We start from the raw sequence: 18,561 nt of genomic DNA on the forward strand, positions 1-18,561 counted from the left end.
GAGTATATATGAAGGTAAAATATTATGACGCATTAGTAATAGGCGGTGGTCTAGCTGGTCTAAGAGCTGCTGTAGCTGCTGCTGATAAGGGTCTTAGCACTGTAGTTTTAAGTCTTTGTCCTATAAAAAGAAGCCACTCTGCTGCTGCTCAAGGCGGTATGCAAGCAAGTCTTGGTAACTCAAAAATGAGTGAAGGCGATAATGAGGATATTCACTTTGCAGATACTGTAAAAGGTAGCGACTGGGGTTGTGATCAAGAAGTTGCTAGAATGTTTGTCCAAACAGCACCAAAAGCTATTCGTGAGTTAGCTAGTTGGGGTGTGCCTTGGACTAGGATTACAAAAGGCAAAAGAAGCGCTATCATCAACGCTCAAAAAACTACAATTGATGAAAAAGAAGAGGTTCATGGTCTAATTCATAGCCGTGACTTTGGTGGAACTAAAAAATGGAGAACTTGCTTTACAGCCGATGCTACAGGCCACACAATGCTATTTGGCGTTGCAAATGAAGCCCTAAAAAGAGATGTTGAAATTCACGATAGAAAAGAGGCTATAGCTCTTATCCATGAGAATAACCGCTGTTATGGTGCGATCGTCCGTGATTTAGTAACTGGCGAAATTTCAGCCTATGTATCAAAAGGCACACTAATCGCAACAGGTGGCTATGGTAGAATTTACAAACACACTACAAATGCTGTAATCTGTGAAGGAACTGGTGCTGCGATCGCTCTTGAGACTGGTATTGCTAGACTTGGCAATATGGAAGCAGTCCAATTCCACCCAACTCCAATCGTCCCAAGCGGAATTTTGCTAACTGAAGGTTGTCGTGGAGATGGCGGAATACTTCGTGATGTTGATGGATACCGCTTTATGCCTGATTATGAACCAGAGAAAAAAGAGCTAGCTAGCCGTGATGTCGTTAGTCGCCGTATAATGGAGCATATCAGAAATGGTAAAGGTGTAAAAAGCCCTTATGGTGAGCATGTTTGGCTAGATATTAGCATTCTTGGTAGAGAGCATATAGAGAAAAACTTGCGTGATGTCCAAGAAATTTGTAAAATTTTCAATGGCATAGATCCAGCTGATGAGGGTCCAAAAGGCTGGGCTCCGATACTTCCTATGCAACACTACTCAATGGGCGGAATTCGTGTAAAACCAACTGGCGAGAGCCAAACTCTAAAAGGTCTATTTAGCTGTGGTGAAGCAGCGTGCTGGGATATGCACGGATTTAACCGCCTTGGTGGAAATAGCGTCGCTGAAACCGTGGTAAGCGGTATGATTATCGGGGATTATTTTGCTGAGTATTGTAGCAATAATGAGATAGATATTCAAACAAAAACCGTTGAGAGCTTTATCAATAAAAGCAAAGATTATCTAAACGAACTTATAAATAAAGATGGAAAATACAATGTATTTGAGATCAAAAATAAGATGAAAGATATAATGTGGGAGCATGTCGCTATCTTTAGAACTGGCGATGGCTTAGCTAAAGCTGTAAAAGAGCTAGAAGAGCTATATAAAGAGAGCACAAATGTCAAACTAGAGAATAAAGAGCTATTTGGCAACCCTGAGCTAGAAGAGGCTTATCGTGTGCCTAAAATGCTTAAACTAGCTCTATGTGTAGCTTATGGCGCACTTCAAAGAACAGAGAGCCGTGGCGCACACTATAGAGAGGATTATCCAAAAAGAGATGACCTTAACTGGTGTAAAAGAACTTTAGCATTTTGGAAAGAAGGAGATACTCTACCAACTTTAGAGTATGAAGAGCTTGATATTATGAAAATGGAGATACCACCAGCATTTCGTGGATATGGCGCTAAAGGCAATATCATAGAAAATCCACTATCAGCTAAACGCCAAGAAGAGGTTGATGCCATTAGAGCAAAACTAGAAGCTGAAGGCAAAAATAGACATGAAATTCAAGATGCATTAATGCACTATGAACTTCAACCAAAATATAAAGCATTAAACGAAAGAGCAGGAATTGGCTATGAGTAGAAAGATAAAAATTAGAGCATTTAAATATAATCCACTAAGCAAGGTTAGCAAACCGCACTTTGCTGAATATGAGCTAGAAGAAACTGATGGAATGACGCTTTTCATCGCATTAAATCAAATTCGCGAAAGATTTGATCCGGGTCTTAGCTTTGACTTTGTATGTCGTGCGGGGATCTGCGGAAGCTGCGGTATGATCGTAAATGGTCGCCCGCAACTAGCTTGTAGAACTCTTACAAAAGACTATCCAAGTGGCGTTATAGAGCTTATGCCTATGCCAGCTTTTAAACTGCTTAAAGATTTAAGCGTTGATACTGGTAATTGGATGAATAATATGAGCAAAAGAGTTGAGAGCTGGATACACTCAAATCACACTACAGATATTAGTAAGATTGAAGAGAAGGTAGATCCAGATGCGGCTCAAGAGACTTTTGAGCTTGATCGTTGTATCGAGTGCGGTATATGTGTAGCAAGTTGCGGAACGGCTCTTATGAGACCTGATTTTATCGGTGCTGTAGGTCTAAACCGCGTAGCTAGGTTTAAGGTTGATCCACTAGATAATAGAAGCGATGAAGATTTCTATGAGCTTGTAGGCGATGATAATGGCGTCTTTGGTTGTATGAGTTTACTAGGTTGTGAGGATAACTGCCCTAAACATTTACCACTTCAAAGCAAAATCGCATATATGAGACGCAAATTAGCTACTATAAAATAATTATATACTCCCTAAGAGTTTCTTCTTAGGGAGCTTACATTTAAAGTAAATTTAAACTTGAAGTAATTTATCTAGGATTTTTAAATAGAGAGATAAATAGGCTAAAAAAGTCTATTTATAAAATTAATCAAATAGCTTATAAGAAACTCTATCTAGATAGCTCTTTTTAATAACCTTATCACTCATTTTATCAGTAATTTTATCTATTTTTATTTTTGTGTTTGAGTTATTAGCAATACAAAAATATAGTAGCTACAACTAAAATTACTATTTTTTATTTATATTCATTGCCCCCTATAATAATTAAATAAAATATAAATATTTTTAATTAAATTTAATATCTCAATTTAAAAAAATTCATAAAATTGCTTTTTGAATTCTTGGCTATTTGCTTCATTTTTACCAAAGAAAAACGGCAAGGCATATAGATTAAATTCGATTTTTTCATCTATGTTTTTGCTGCTAGTGCATGTAAATACTTTTTTATTTAAAATACTCTCATCTAAAATCAAATCTTCTTTCCACTCATCCTTTAGATAAAATCCCGCTCCCTTGCTTTCTATTATCATTTCCACTGATAAATAACCTAAATCCGCCCCTTCTTTTGGCTTACCAAAAAATATAAAATCTGGCTCAAAACCCTCGCCATAAGTCGCCACTTTTCTATTATCATAAATTTTAAACTCACTAAAACCCTCATTTCGCATAATTATCCACTCGCTAAATTTCCTATCAATTATCTCTTTATTTTCCTCTATAAAATCTAAAAACTCTTTTTCTAAACCGCTATCGGTAGAAAATTTATCATAATAAAGCCACTCATAAGGGCTATTTTCCACCTCTTTAAATACTATCTTATCATCATTATATTCTATATTTTTAATGATTTTTCTACTACCGATACCAACTAATTTTTGGACTTTAAAATCACTAATTTCAAATTTTTTGCTCGTTTTATTTATCAATTCTTTATAATTATTTAAAATGTATTTTGCGATTTCAAGCCTAGTTGTAGCCTTGCTAAAATCTTGTTTTTTATTAAAATTTAGCCGTAGATTAGAAAGAGCTTTATCGTAAAATTCTCTCTTGCTATTTAAATTTTTATCATAAATTTTAATTTTTTCCATATCAATTTCTAAAATATTCATAGCCTTAGCAAATATTTTATACTCGATTTTTTCGCCCACTTCAAAAACTTTTTGAGAGCGCTCATCTTTTATCTCTTGGCTATTATCAAACTTTTCTTCATTATTGCTTATATCTTGAGCGATATATGGTATTTCTATATCCCCTAAGCCCATTTTTACCATATCAAAATCAAAAAGCGTCTGGCTACCATGCACAATTTTCTCATTACTCACATAATAAATATCATTTTTACTGGTGATTTCTTTTGCTTTTTTACTAGGCTTTAGCTCCAAAATCCCACTTTTTTCACCCAAAACTAGCCCTTGCTCTCTTAATTCCTTTCTTATATTTTCTATATACTCCACATCATTTAAAGCGTGGTAGCTAAGTCGTTCTAGCATTGTAAGCTCGTTTGAAATCCCCTTATCATATTTGCGCTTATATTTTTCATCTCCACAGCCAAATGGAAAATATCTAGCACCACGACCTATTAACTGAGCTTCTTTTGTAGTTGTTTTTGCTGTATTTTTAGCTACTGCTGAGCTAAGCCTTACTATATCAAATAGATTTAGCACATCCCAGCCCTCATTTAGCTTATCTACCGCAAAAATTACTCTTATTACATTTTCTTTATCTTCAAGTGTATTTAGCTTTATTTGATAGTCTTCTGCTTCTTTATTATCGTTTGCGTTTAGCTGATAAATGTCTTTAAAAGCTATTTTTATATGATTAGCCAAGATCTCAGCAAAGCTCTCATTATAATTTTGTTTAAAAAACTCCAAGCTATATTTAAATAGCTCATCGCCATCATCTATATTATTATAAAATTCACTTATATCATCACCATTTAACTCTTGAAGTATCTCATTAAATAAATTCTGATTTTCTTTTGAGAGATTTATACTTTCGCTTTTAAATAGCACTACTGGCTTTAGCTCTATATCATTTTCCCTTGCTAAAACTTCTCTATAGACACTAAGCAAACAAGCCCCTAAAAATCTTGCTTTTAGCTCTGTATCATCATATTTGACTAGAAAAATTCTCTTTGAGTATCCATCTAAGCAAAACTTTCTTAAAGCATACTCATAGACAATCTTATCTTCATATTTTGCTAAGACTTTTTTGTCATTTGGTATAGTAGCACTAAATTCAAGCATTAGATTATCTGCATGGCTATTAAAAGCTTTATTTATAATGCTCTCCCAACCCTCTTTATCATCTTGTTCGCTTTTGTTTAAACTCTTTTTGGTTTCGCTATTTAAGTGGTGAGCTTCATCTGCTAAAAATACTATCTTATGATTTTGTAAATCTTCAAGCGTTAGCGAGTTCTCTTTTTCTTCTTTAAACAAAGAAAAAAGCCCTTGAATAGTGCTAAAATATATATTTATAGCATTTTCATCGCTTTGAGTAAAACTACTAACTGCTTTTATCTCCACTCTTTTGCCATCAATGTTTATCTCATTAGCAAAGAGATATTTAGATGAGAAAATATCGCAAAAATTCGCTTTTGTCTTTTCTAAAATCGCCGTGCTATTTACAAAAAATATAAAATTCCTATACCCACTTTTATAGCACTCAAGCATTAAAGCTGCCATTACAAGCGTTTTGCCACTACCTGTAGCCATATTAAACATTAGATGATTTTTCTTTAATGTCTCTTTATTTGCTAGATAGTATTTTATAGCATCTACTTGATACTCTCTTAGCTCTTTGCTTAGATTTTGCGTTATATGTATAGGAATTTCCATATCCCTTAAAGGCTTTTTGCCAAATTCGGCGATTATTTCTTCATATAGCTTACTCATCATTGCCACCTTTGTAGAAAATGCCATTTAGAATTCTAGTTTGCTCATCTATTTTATACTCTCCATCATCTATATCAGCATAAGGGATATAATCCATATTTCTATCTAAGCATTTTTTGAGAATTCTCTTTTTATTTATAAAATCTAAATTTGAAAATTCATCATCTTTTAAATCATTTTTTATATCCACTCTATAATCAATAAAAGCTATTTTTTGTAAATTTTCATAAATTTGATTTAGCTCATTTTCATCGCTTGAATTTTCTATTTTTTCTATAAATTTGGCATTTAAACTAGCTAATTCGCAGTAAATCAAATTTCCACCGCCACTCCAGCTTACAGCTTTGCTAATCCCACCTTGCTCGCCCTCAATTACCTTTTTTAATCTCTCTTTTGTAATGCTTTTAATATAGTCCATTTGTTCGATACCTATATAACGGCGATTCATTTTGTGCGCAGCTTCGAGTGTTGTTCCACTTCCAGCATGATAATCCAAAATTAAATCACCTTTATTGGTGAATAATTCTATAATATCCTCCATTAAGCCAATGGATTTTGGATAGCTAAATGTATCTAGTAATTTAAATTTATCTAAATATTTAGTTCCGTATGATGAAGCATCGTATCGTGGATTACTCCATTGTGTTTTTGCTTTTTTTAAAAACTTGATTCTATCTTTTACACTAATAGTGAAAACACCTTTGTTTTCTTTTACTTCTAAATCATTTAATTGTTTCATTATTTTTTCTTTTCCCCACCTCCATACTCGCATTATATTATCACTACCAATTGGTAAAATTTCTACTAATCCATCTTTCTTTTCTAGAGAGATTTTTTTATTTGTTTTATCGTAATAAATTGGAAAGCACAAATTTGGTCTTTTATCTGGCGTGGAGTTGCTACCTGTTCTTTTTAATGGGACAAGCTTATAATTAGAGATTTCATCTTTTAACTTATATTGTTTAAGCTCATCATCACTTAATCTTAAGTCATTAATTGTTGCTTTTTCTATATTTTTTGCATAAGCAATAAAAAATTCATTTGAAGTTGCCAAAAATTTAGAATCACTTCTACCGCCTGGATTTGTTTCTACGCTAACTAAACCTATTCTATTATCTCTACCGAAAATTTCATCACAAAGAACACCTAAATAAAACAATTCGTTATGGTCTATTGCTACACAAAAAATTCCGTCATCTCTTAAAAATTCCTTTGCGATTTCAAGGCGGTTTTTCATAAAGGTAAGCCAAGTGGAGTGGTTAAAATTATTATTGTATGAAAAAGTATTTGCGGCGGAATTTGGATTATAAGGTGGATCTATGTAGATTAGTTTGACTTTGTTTTGTTCGCTTTGGTGGCGAAAATACTCTTTTAGAGTGTGAAGGGCGATTAGATTGTTACCTTTTATAAGTAAATTTGGCTTGTTTTTAAGCACATTTTCTAAAGTATCGTTCTGCCCCCCCCCTATAAGCTCAAAGTTATTTAACACTTTTGGGCTAAATAACACATCAATCTCACTCTTAGCTAAGATATTATTAAAAAATAGCTCCGTGCTTTTATCCTCATCTTTGCTTTGTCCGCCTTTTAATACACAATCTTTAAAAGGAAAATTTAGCACGATATCTTGGCTATTTTTAAGAAATTTTTTCTCTGCTACCCCAAGACCAATTTTATTTGAAAAACTTGTATAACTAGCACTAAGCAATCTCAAATCTAAAAAATTTAAAAAATCATCTTTTTTAAAAATCATTGCTCCACAAAGATTTTCAAAAAATCTCTCTTTATACTCATCTTTATACTGCGATTTTTCTAGTAGGAATTCTAGAATTCTCTTATCATTACTCACTGCTAGACTTCTAGCAGTTATAAGAGTGCTAAAATGCTCTTTAATATCGTTTATTAGGTGGTTTTCCATTGTTTTCCTTTTTGTATTGTCTATTTAATTTGTATTGTCTATTTAAATAGTTTTGTCAAATTTGGATAAATTTGACAAAATTTAATTTTAAAACGCCCTTTGGTATGAGAAGTCTATAAGCTCACTTTTGCCCTCACTAGCAGCTGCGTATAGTGCGAAATTTGGATTGCGTAAAAGCTCCCTACCATAAGCTACAATATCACAATATCCACCCTCGATCATCTCCTCGCCTTGCTCTTTTGTGGTAATCAACCCCACTCCAATAACAGGGATACCCACAACCTCTTTAATAGCCTTAGCGTAATTAGCCTGATAAAGGGGCTTAATCTCTGGCAATAAACTTGGCTTAGATACCACTCCACCAGCTGATACGCTGATATAGCACGCACCTAAATCAGCACACTTTTTAGCTACTATTTTGCTATCTTCTATGGTATTACCACCTACTTCCCAATCATCAGCACTAATACGCACGCCAAATGGAATAATCGGAGCTATCTCTTGAGCAATTAGGCTTAAAAGTCGCATTCTATTTTCAATACTTCCACCAAAGTCATCATCTCTTTTATTGGTTAATGGGCTTAAAAACTCACTAATCAAATACCCATGAGCTGCGTGAATCTCCACAATATCATAATTAGCAGCCTTAGCCCTTATGGCGGCATCTTTAAATTTCGTTACAATCTCATAAATCTCTTGAGTAGTTAGCTCTTTTGGGCGGTCATATTCAGGGCTAAAGCATATACCGCTAGGGCTTAGTATATTATCGCAAGTCCCCTTAGCTCCAGCGTGTCCTAGCTGAATGGCTGTGGTTTGAGTGGTATATTTTTTAATTTCATAGTTTAATTTAGCGTGTGCTTCTATCTGATTATCACTCCATAGACCTAAATCATTTTTAGATATACAACCCTCTGGCGATACAGCCGTAGCCTCAACTATGATAAATCCCACTCCGCCAAGCGATCTAGCCGGATAGTGTAATCTATGAAAACATCGTGGCAATCCGCTATAATCCCTTGCTTTATAAACGCACATTGGTGGCATAGCTATACGATTTGGTAGTGTGAAATTCCCAACTTTAATAGGTTCAAATAAAATAGACATTAGTTCTCCTTTAAACATTTTTCTATAGGTATTATGATACCATTTTGCTCTTTTGAGACAAAGCTACTAGTGCCAAATTCATAATTAAATTTAGAATTAGTGATATTATAATCCCCACATTTTATACTCTCATTTGCGTTGAATTTATACAAAAGCTCCTTTATATCATTGCTTCTTTTATTATCATTTTGGTTATATATAAAACCAGCTAAAAATACAACTACACAAACTACTAAAATAGATATTTTGGATTTTAAATTTAATTTATCATTAGATATAGCAAGAAGAATTAAAACAGCAAGGATAAGCACTAAAAAAAGTAAAATTCTCATCTCTCACCCCTAAGCTGATAGCTAATATCCCCAGCACCAAACCCAATGACAAGTCCGCTAGCTAAACTATGCTTTACACCAAAATTATCAAAAAATTCAATACTATCGCCATTTCGCTTGATAGTATCGGCAAATAAAGCACCCTTAAATTCGCTCTTTAAATCTATATTATTTGGCTCCTCTCCAGCAGCATAAACAGGCAATACCACAAGCTCATCAACCTCATCAAAACACTCTTTAAATCCATCTAAATTTGCTAATAACCTTGAGTATCTATGTGGCTGAAATATCGCTGTAATACTCTCAAGCCCAAGTAGTTTCGCATACTCCTTAGCACTCTTTAAAGTCGCTTTAATCTCGGTTGGATGATGACCATAGTCATCTATTAGAGCGAATTTCTCATTAGCTACTAATATATCAAATCGCTTTTTAATCCCTTTAAATTTCTTAAGATTTTCTCTAATCTCTTCAAGGCCAATTATAGAATTAGCAGCCAAAATAGCAAGACTAGCATCAATAGCAATATGCTCTCCCATGCCCCAAGCTTCAAATTTACCAAGACCTTTAAGATGAAAGCTAGTATATGGCTCATAATTTCTAAGCACCATTTGAAGATTGGTTATATCGCCTTTTTCTAATCTAATTGCGTCCATCTTAATCGTGCTTAAAAAGCTATCTTCAGCATTAATAACCCTAATCTTAGCACGCTCTAAAAAGCCCTTATAAGCAGCGTAAAATTTATCCATATCATTATCATAATGCTCCATATGCTCTGGCTCAGCATTTGTAACAACGGCTAAAAATGGGTTTGAATTTAAAAAGCTACTATCGCTCTCATCAGCTTCAAATATCAGATCCTCACTAGCTTCATACTTCATATTTGAGCCAAATTCTTTACTTATAGCACCTATTATAGCGCTACCTTTCATAAGAGAAGCTAGCATAGCTGAAGTGGTGCTTTTACCATGCGCTCCAGCTACGGCAAATACCCTTTTGCCCTCTAAAATAAACGGCAAAGCCTCCTTTCTAGATAAGCACTCAATACCACGCTTCCTAGCCTCTACAAGCTCCACATTATCACTTTTAATAGCTGCACTATAAACGACAAAATCAGGATCATCTATAGCACTTTCGCAGTGTGGGACGGTAATCTTCATACCACTAGCTCTAAGCTCTTTAGTAGTGGGACTATCAGCTATATCAGAGCCACTAATTATAAAATTACGCTCTTTTAAAAATCTAGCAATAGCTGAAATCCCAATCCCACCAATACCGATAAAATGCACCTTTTTCATATATTTAATCCTAATAAAGCTTCAGCTTTTTGTCTAAATTTCCATATTGAACGAGCTTGTAAAATCAGCTTTTTATCAATATCACACATTAGCATTCCCTCATTTGAATCTAAGCTATTTTCAATCTCTCCATGCGGATTGATAAGCATACTTTGCCCATAAAACTCACTCTCAATATCATCAAATTTAGTCTTACCTAGTCTATTTACGCGGACAATATATACATTATTTGTAAATGCTCTCATCTTTAAAAGCTCATTCCAGCGACTACTGGAGTTTAAAGCACAAGCACTTGGTAATAAAACGCAATCAATCTTTTTAGCCACAATCTCAGCCCAAATACGATCAAAATGCGCCTCAAATCCAAAAATAACGCCAAATTTAATCCTATCAACGCTAAAGCTCATTATCCCAAAACTCTCTTTTTTAGAATAAAATTTCGCTTCATTCCAGTGCGGATAATCTATTAAGACATTTTGCTCTTCATATTTTGTGCTTTGTGGGCTAAATTTCGCTACTACCTTTTTACACTCTTTGCCTTTAACTTGTAAAAGTGGAGCGATTATCGTTAGATTATATCTATTTGCCATAGCTAGAAGACTACTCTTTTTTTGCTCGCTTTGCTCTTTTATCATAGATTTAGGCATTTTGATAATATCATTAAAAAATGAATTTATCACATACTCGCCAAGCACAACCACGCTAGCCCCACCCTTAGCTGCTAAGCTTAAGTAGTGATCAATCCTAGAATCACTCATAGCCAAAGTGTGTAGCTGTAAAGCCGCAACCCTACTCACTCTCTTCTCCTATTTGAGTAATCTCAAGCTTAGCATTTTCTAGCATAGCCCTTGCTTCATTAACTAATTTCAATCCATCTTTATATAACTTCACGCTATCACTAAGAGTTAAATTCTCATCATTTAAACTCTCTAAAAGCTTCTCAATTTTCTCAATCTTACTTTCAAAATTTTCACTCATCTAACGCCCTTTTAATATGCTCTTCTATCTTATCTATCTCTACTAAAAATGAATCATGCCCATAATCACTCTCAACGCATATATATCTACCTCTATGCCCTTGCCCTATACTAACTAAAGCCTCATACATCTCAAGCATTAAATTTGGTGGAAATAAAATATCTCCGCTAAATGAGATAAATGTCAGCCTAGCACGAGTAAGCATTAAAGCCTCATTAAGTGAGCCATAATGCCTAGTGCAATCAAAGTTATTCATCATCTTTATAACATACAAATATGATAGTGGATCAAATCTTTTAGGGAAGTTATTGCCATTATACTCCATATATCTATCGACTTCAAACCTTCCTAAAAGCTCATATAATCCATCTGTTTCTACATATTTTCTACCAAATTTTTTATCCATCGTAGCAGGACTTAAAAAGCTAATATGCCCAGCCATTCTACCAAGTGCCATTCCTATTAAGCCATTTGCCTCTATATCATCTTTATCATAGTATCCGCCTTTAAAATTTGGATCTTTTACTATGCCCTCAATCGCAATTTTATTAAAAGCAATAGCCCACGCCTTAGTAGCATAAGTAGTCGCTAGCATTATCACTCTTTTGGCAAAATTTGGAAACTCTATAGCAAAGCACAAAGCTTGCATACCCCCAAGGCTCCCACCTATAACCGCATACGCCTCTTTGATTCCTAGCCTATCAAATAGCCTCATCTGCGCCCTAACCACATCGCTAATTACAAGGACAGGGAATCGTAGTCTATACTCTTTTTTCGTGCTTGGCTCTATGCTTAAAGGATTAGTAGAGCCAAATGAGCTACCCAAAATATTTACACAAATCACAAAATATTTAGTAGTATCAATCGTCTTATTATCACCTATTACGCCATCCCACCAACCAGGCTTTCTATCTCCCTTATGGATACCAGCAGCGTGAGCCGATCCAGTAAGTGCGTGGCAAACTACTATAACATTACTCTTATTCTCATTTAACTTACCATAGCACTCATAAGCTAAATCAAATTCGCTTAAAATTCGCCCACTCTCTAAATGCAACGGCTCATCAAAATGCTCTACAGCTCTATATATTTCCACTAATTTACTCTATAATTTGGTGCTTCTTGAGTTATTATAACATCATGAGCGTGGCTCTCTTTTAGCCCTGCACTTGTGATCTCTACAAACTCAGCCTTATCTTGGAAGGTTTTAATATCCTTACTACCACAATACCCCATTGAGCTTCTTAACCCACCAATTAACTGATGGATCACATCACGGATTGTCCCAGCATATGGCACACGACCCTCTATCCCTTCTGGCACTAGCTTATCTTGAGCGGTGCCTTCTTGAAAATATCTATCGCTACTTCCTCTTGTCATAGCTCCGATACTTCCCATACCTCTATAGCTCTTATATTGACGCCCTTGGAATGTTACTAACTCACCTGGACTCTCATCGCACCCTGCAAGCAAGCTTCCTACCATAATGCAGCTAGCACCAGCTGCTAAAGCCTTGGCAAAATCGCCACTATATTTTATACCACCATCAGCGATGATTGGGATATTAAATTCCTTAGCCGCATCAGCACAATCACTAATAGCCGTAATTTGAGGCACCCCAACTCCAGCTACAATTCTAGTAGTGCATATCGAGCCTGGACCTATGCCAACTTTTACCCCATCAGCTCCAGCTTTTATAAGATCAATTACCGCTTTTGGGTTAGCTACATTGCCTACTATTATATCTACTCCACTTATTAAGGATTTAATCTCTTTTAGAGTATCTATAATCCCTTTGCTATGACCATGAGCTGAGTCCATAACTAAAGCATCAACTCCAGCTTCAGCCAAAGCTTTTGCTCTATCTATCTGCCCAACTCCAATGGCTGCAGCTACTCTAAGGCGACCAAATTTATCTTTATTAGCATTTGGATACTCTTTTCGTTTTTTAAGATCTTTAATGGTTATTAAACCCTCTAATTTACCGCTATCATCGACTATAGGGAGCTTTTCTACTTTGTTGGTTGAAAATATCTTTTGTGCATCATCTAGTGTGCATCCTAGTGGAGCGGTAATAAGCGGAGCTTTAGTCATGACCTCGCCTACTTTTTTACTATAGTCATTTTCAAATCTTAAATCACGATTTGTCAAAATCCCTATTAATACCCTATTTTCATCAATTACTGGCACACCTGAAATTCTATAATCACTCATTAGCTCCAAAGCCTCTTTAATACTAGCTTCAGCTGTGATAGATATAGGATCCATGATAACGCCACTTTCGCTTTTTTTGACCTTTTTAACCTCTTTTACTTGAGACCCTAAATCCATATTTTTATGTATAACCCCAATGCCCCCAAGCCTAGCCATCATAATAGCCGTTCTATGCTCAGTAACCGTATCCATCGCAGCTGAAACTACAGGTATGTTTAGCTCAATATTTTTGCTAAATTTAGATTTTATATCTACTTGTTTTGGTAAAATATCTGAGTATTGAGGCACTAACAAAACATCTTCAAATGTCAAGGCTCTTTTTACGATTTTCATCTTACTTTCCTTTTACTATATTCTCTAAATTTAAAGCCGCATCTAAAACCACCTGCTCTTGCCACGCTGCGCCTATTAATTGAGCTGAGATATTTAGCCCATTTTCATCACTTGCTACTGGCACAGTAATAGCTGGCAACCCTGCTAAATTTACTCCAATTGTATATATATCACTTAGATACGCACTCAAAGGGTCTTTTAATTCGCCAAATTTATATGCTACAGATGGAGCTACTGGCATTAAGATTATATCTACCTCGCTTAAAATCTCATCATATTCACGCTTGATAAAAGCCCTTGCCTTTTGTGCTTTGATATAGTAAGCATCGTAATACCCACTACTTAAAACAAAAGTCCCAAGTAGCATTCTTCGCTGAACTTCAGCACCAAAGCCCTCGCCTCTGGTATTAGCATACATCTGCCCTAAAGTATCAGCCAAGGCTCTATTGCCATATCTTACGCCATCATAGCGACTTAAATTCGCACTAGCTTCAGCCGTAGCAATTATATAGTATGCTGCTATATTGTATTTGGAGTTGGCTAAATCTTTATAGCATATCTCATGGCCGGCATTTTTGAGCTTTTCTATAGTTAAATTCAGAGCATTTCTAACAGGCTCACTAGCCTCATCAACATAGTTTTTGATAACGGCGATTTTTAATTTTCTATTTGGATTTAAATTGGGCGCAGTAGCGTTAAATTCGATATTAGCACTTGTGCTATCTAACTTATCATATCCAGCGATTATATCATACAAAATAGCCGCATCTTCTACATTTTGCGTAATTGGCCCTATTTGATCTAAGCTACTAGAATAGGCACTAAGTCCATATCTACTGACTCTACCATATGTAGGTTTAAACCCCACACAACCGCAAAACGCCGCTGGTTGGCGTATGCTACCACCCGTATCACTACCAAGAGCCGCTATAGCTATACCGGCTGCTACGGCCGCTGCGCTTCCACCACTACTTCCGCCTGGAACTCTAGTGTGATCAAGTGGATTTAGAGTTTTACCATAATATGAGCTTTCAGTGGTGCTACCCATAGCAAACTCATCCATATTGGTCCTACCAAATGGCGCAAGTCCTGATGCGATTAGCTTATTTATGACAGTTGCGTTATATGGTGCTTTATACCCTTGTAAGATCTTTGAGCAGCTAGTAATGCTCCAATTTTTAACTTGTATATTATCCTTTATAGCAATTGGCACACCAGCAAAGCTCTCATCAATATCGCTATTTGTGAGCTGCTCGATATAAGCACCTATCTCTTTGGTTGCTTTTATATTTTCAATCAGCTCTTTACGAAGTGTATTTAGCTCGTTAGAATTTAATTTTATAGCCTCTTTTAAACTTATCACTCTTTCTCCTTATACTTATTAACCAAAACTACCCCAACTGCTGTGATAATCAGCAAAACCGCTATAGTAGCAACTATAGTTACCGCTCCTACTGGCTCACTTAACACTCATCACCTCAGAACATCTATCACACAAGCAATTATCGCTAATAGCGCTAAATTTCCAGCATCTTGGACATTTATATCCATCTGATTTGGCTATGATAAATCTATGGTCTCCTACTATAAATTCAGCCAAAATCTCACTACCAATCCTAAAGCCTCCAACCTTGCTTACCATATACCAATCCGCAACTTCATCGCTATTAAAAGATAGGATTAAATCACTATTAGTCTGAACTTCTAGCTCAAGAGTGGATTTGATGAGTTTATCTTTTTTAAGATTATCTATTATCTCATTAAATTTCTCTTTGCTCTGTTTTAATAGCTCATCATCTACTTCAAGCCCAAATTCAAGCTCTTCATAAACTAGATCAAAAACATCATTAGCTTGAGCTTTTATAATGCTAGGTGCATACTCCATAACCTCATCAACTGTATATGTAAGAGTCGGTGCAATCAGCGGTAAAAGCGCCTTAGTAATAATCACCATAGCAGTTTGTGAGCTAGCTCTTTTAGTGCTATTTAAAGAATCGCAATATAATCTATCTTTACAGACATCTAGGTAAATTCCACTCAAATCACCACTTAAGAAATTTAATAAAATATTAAATCCTTTAGAGTATTCATAGTTTTTAAAACAGCTACTTACCTCTTTAAAACAGCTACTAGCTTTGCCTAAAATCCATCTATCAAGTAAGCCAAATTCATAATTTAACTCTTTTAAATCACTCACATTTGCTAGTAAAAATCTTATGGTATTTCGAATTTTTCTATACTGCTCAGCAACTTGCTTTAATATATCATTGCCAATTTTTAAATCGCTTGAGTAATCACTTAAACTTACCCATAAACGCAAAATTTCCACCCCAAATTCCTTGGCTACCGCATCCGGGGCTATGACATTGCCTTTGGATTTACTCATCTTTTCACCATTTTTATCCACGGTAAATCCATGCGTTAAAACGCTTTTATATGGGGCTTTTTCATTTACTGCACAACTTAGCAATAAAGAGCTTTGAAACCACCCACGATGCTGATCGCTACCTTCTAGATACATATTAGCACTATACTCTCCAGCGTCGTAATCATCGCTATTTAGCACAGCATTCCAAGTAGAGCCACTATCAAACCAAACATCTAAAATATCGCTAACTTTCTCTAGCTCATCAGCTTTAAATTTAGCCCCACTTGGTAGTAACTCATCAATACTCATACTCCACCAAGCATCGGCTCCATTTTCATCAAAAATTTTAGCAATATGCTCTAGAATTTCACTATCGAAAATAACCTCTTTAGTAGATTTAAGCCTAAAAAATGCAATCGGCACACCCCAATCTCTTTGACGAGAAATGCACCAATCTGGGCGATTTTCTATCATTGAAGTTATTCTTTTTATACCAGCTTCTGGATAAAATTTAACGCTATTTAAAGCCTCAAGTGCGATCTGACGCAAGGTTTTACCGCCTAATTTTGGCTCATCCATAGCTATAAACCACTGCTTAGTTGCTCTATAAATTACAGGCTTGTGAGTTCTCCAACAAAATGGATAACTATGGGTAAATTTACTAACTTTTATAACCCAATCGCCCAAAAGCTCGATAATCTTATCATTTGCTTTAAAGATATGCAAACCTACAAACTCATCTACTATATCTTTTGGTAATAATCCTTTATGTCTTAAAGTCTCATCATAAAGTCCAGCCTCATCAACAGGCATAATAACCTCTATACCATATCTAAGACTAGCAAAATAGTCATCCTCGCCATGACCAGGTGCGGTATGAACTAGCCCAGTCCCACCATCCATCAAGACATGCTCTCCAAGGATAAATATGGATTTTCTACCATTTAGCGGATTTATAGCGGTTAAATTCTCTAGTATTTGTGGCTTAAATTCTTTGATTATCTCCCCATTTGTAATGCCTTGAGCTACTAATGCTTCAAGCAAAGGCTTAGCAAAAATAAGCTTTTCGCTAGTAACGCAATAAATTTCATTTGGATTTAAACTAATTGCTTGATTAGCCACTAGTGTCCATGGAGTGGTAGTCCATATAACTGCCTTTGCATCTTCAACCCCAATTGCTTTAGCGGCTTCTTGGCTTAATTTAAATGCTAGATATAAGCTATAATCTTCCTTATTAGCATACTCCACTTCAGCCTCAGCAAGAGCACTTCTAGCTGCCCAGCTCCAAAATACCGGCTTACTTCTTTCTATTAAAAGCCCCTTTTTAGCCACTTCGCACAGGGTTCTATATATATTAGCTTCAAATTTATACTTCATAGTCATATATGGATTTTCCCAATCCCCAACTACCCCAAGAGATTTAAACTCAGCCCTTTGAATATCTATAAATTCAGCAGCCCACTTCCTACATTCACTTCTAATAGCAGCTGTATTCATACTCTTTTTTTTATCCCCAAGCTTTATCTCTACTTGCTGTTCTATTGGCAATCCATGACAATCCCAACCTGGAGTAAATCTAACGCTCTCTCCAAAAAAATAGTGAGTTTTGATTATTATATCTTTTAAAATTTTATTTAAAGCATGGCCGATATGAAGATGGCCATTAGCATATGGAGGGCCATCGTGGATATTGAAGTTTATAGGGGCGTTTTGTCTAGATTTTTTCATCTTTTCATAGACTCTATTCTCATCCCATTTAGCATATCTTTTTGGCTCATTTTGCGGCAAATTGCCCCGCATAGCAAATTCAGTTACTGGTAATAAAAGAGTATCTTTATAATCCATAATAATACCTTTAGTGATAAAAATTTTTTGATTTTAGCAAAAAATAAATAAAACTTAAGTAAAAATTTCGAAATTTAATATAGCTAAATTTCATAATTTTAATTTATAAATCAAAAATGATTTTTAAGCAAATTTTTGGGTTATTATGCTATAATTTCCGCTCAATTTTATATACCGCTCAGGAGGTCAAATATGGCTTTAGATACGGCTAAGAAAGCTCAAATAGTTGCAAAATTTGCTAGAAAAAGTGGAGATACAGGCTCTTCAGAAGTTCAAATAGCACTTCTTACTACAAGAATAGCAGAGCTTACAGAACATCTAAAAGTAAATAAAAAAGATTTTAGCTCAAGACTAGGTCTATTAAAATTAGTTGGTCGCCGCAAGAGATTACTAAAATATCTTAAAGCTACTAAATATGAAACTTACACTAAGCTAATAGCTGAGCTAGGTCTAAGAGATAAATAATCCAAAGCCCCAAAGGGGCTTTACTATCCATCCAAATAAAATCAATATCTATTAAGCAAAAAAATTGTAA

14 protein-coding genes are annotated in these 18,561 nt (G+C 35.2%); 3 read left to right on the plus strand and 11 right to left on the minus strand.

Annotation, left to right across the window (positions count from 1 at the left end):
- The first annotated feature begins 8 nt into the window (after nucleotides 1–8).
- Complete coding sequence (locus CSUIS19072_RS03495; protein ID WP_086237221.1) at nucleotides 9–1,997, plus strand: fumarate reductase flavoprotein subunit; 1,989 nt, start codon at nucleotides 9–11, stop codon at nucleotides 1,995–1,997.
- Nucleotides 1,990–2,709 (plus strand): fumarate reductase iron-sulfur subunit, encoded by a 720-nt coding sequence (locus CSUIS19072_RS03500; protein WP_086237283.1) that lies wholly within the window; start codon nucleotides 1,990–1,992, stop codon nucleotides 2,707–2,709. Before CSUIS19072_RS03495 ends, CSUIS19072_RS03500 begins: the two co-directional genes overlap by 8 nt.
- Nucleotides 2,710–3,056: 347 nt before the next feature.
- On the opposite strand, the gene CSUIS19072_RS03505 is transcribed toward CSUIS19072_RS03500, so the two are convergent.
- From CSUIS19072_RS03505 to ileS, 11 genes are all read right to left on the minus strand, one after another.
- On the minus strand, nucleotides 3,057–5,642 hold the full coding sequence (locus CSUIS19072_RS03505; RefSeq protein WP_337212026.1) for a DEAD/DEAH box helicase family protein: 2,586 nt from the start codon (nucleotides 5,640–5,642) through the stop codon (nucleotides 3,057–3,059).
- On the minus strand, nucleotides 5,635–7,557 hold the full coding sequence (locus tag CSUIS19072_RS03510) for a site-specific DNA-methyltransferase (RefSeq protein WP_086293331.1): 1,923 nt from the start codon (nucleotides 7,555–7,557) through the stop codon (nucleotides 5,635–5,637). Before CSUIS19072_RS03510 ends, CSUIS19072_RS03505 begins: the two co-directional genes overlap by 8 nt.
- 87 nt (nucleotides 7,558–7,644) lie before the next feature.
- On the minus strand, nucleotides 7,645–8,661 hold the full coding sequence (locus CSUIS19072_RS03515; RefSeq protein WP_086293333.1) for an oxidoreductase: 1,017 nt from the start codon (nucleotides 8,659–8,661) through the stop codon (nucleotides 7,645–7,647).
- Nucleotides 8,661–8,993, minus strand: a complete 333-nt coding sequence (locus CSUIS19072_RS03520; RefSeq protein ID WP_086237225.1) for a hypothetical protein — start codon at nucleotides 8,991–8,993, stop codon at nucleotides 8,661–8,663. Before CSUIS19072_RS03520 ends, CSUIS19072_RS03515 begins: the two co-directional genes overlap by 1 nt.
- Nucleotides 8,990–10,288 carry a UDP-N-acetylmuramate--L-alanine ligase gene (murC, locus tag CSUIS19072_RS03525; RefSeq protein WP_086242258.1) on the minus strand — a complete coding sequence of 433 codons (1,299 nt, stop codon included), beginning with the start codon at nucleotides 10,286–10,288 and terminating at the stop codon, nucleotides 8,990–8,992. The genes CSUIS19072_RS03520 and murC overlap by 4 nt, the downstream gene beginning before the upstream one ends.
- A complete protein-coding gene (locus tag CSUIS19072_RS03530; protein WP_086293335.1) occupies nucleotides 10,285–11,085 on the minus strand; it encodes a carbon-nitrogen hydrolase family protein in 801 nt (266 codons plus the stop codon). Before CSUIS19072_RS03530 ends, murC begins: the two co-directional genes overlap by 4 nt.
- The gene (xseB, locus tag CSUIS19072_RS03535; RefSeq protein WP_086237228.1) at nucleotides 11,078–11,266 is read right to left on the minus strand and encodes an exodeoxyribonuclease VII small subunit; all 189 of its coding nucleotides are present in this window, start codon (nucleotides 11,264–11,266) and stop codon (nucleotides 11,078–11,080) included. Before xseB ends, CSUIS19072_RS03530 begins: the two co-directional genes overlap by 8 nt.
- A complete protein-coding gene (gene metX, locus CSUIS19072_RS03540) occupies nucleotides 11,259–12,362 on the minus strand; it encodes a homoserine O-acetyltransferase MetX (protein ID WP_086237229.1) in 1,104 nt (367 codons plus the stop codon). The genes xseB and metX overlap by 8 nt, the downstream gene beginning before the upstream one ends.
- Nucleotides 12,362–13,813 (minus strand): IMP dehydrogenase, encoded by a 1,452-nt coding sequence (guaB, locus tag CSUIS19072_RS03545; protein WP_086237230.1) that lies wholly within the window; start codon nucleotides 13,811–13,813, stop codon nucleotides 12,362–12,364. Before guaB ends, metX begins: the two co-directional genes overlap by 1 nt.
- 1 nt (nucleotide 13,814) lies before the next feature.
- Nucleotides 13,815–15,176, minus strand: coding sequence for an Asp-tRNA(Asn)/Glu-tRNA(Gln) amidotransferase subunit GatA (gene gatA / locus CSUIS19072_RS03550; protein ID WP_086293337.1), 1,362 nt, complete (start codon nucleotides 15,174–15,176; stop codon nucleotides 13,815–13,817).
- Nucleotides 15,177–15,272: 96 nt separating this feature from the next.
- Nucleotides 15,273–18,026, minus strand: coding sequence for an isoleucine--tRNA ligase (gene ileS / locus CSUIS19072_RS03555; protein ID WP_086293339.1), 2,754 nt, complete (start codon nucleotides 18,024–18,026; stop codon nucleotides 15,273–15,275).
- A gap of 192 nt (nucleotides 18,027–18,218) precedes the next feature.
- Here ileS and rpsO point away from each other — a divergent pair, with 192 nt between their 5' ends.
- A complete protein-coding gene (gene rpsO, locus CSUIS19072_RS03560; RefSeq protein WP_086237233.1) occupies nucleotides 18,219–18,491 on the plus strand; it encodes a 30S ribosomal protein S15 in 273 nt (90 codons plus the stop codon).
- Nucleotides 18,492–18,561: the final 70 nt, after the last annotated feature.

The sequence above is a fragment of the Campylobacter sp. RM19072 genome, assembly GCF_024723485.1.
GTDB lineage: Bacteria > Campylobacterota > Campylobacteria > Campylobacterales > Campylobacteraceae > Campylobacter > Campylobacter porcelli.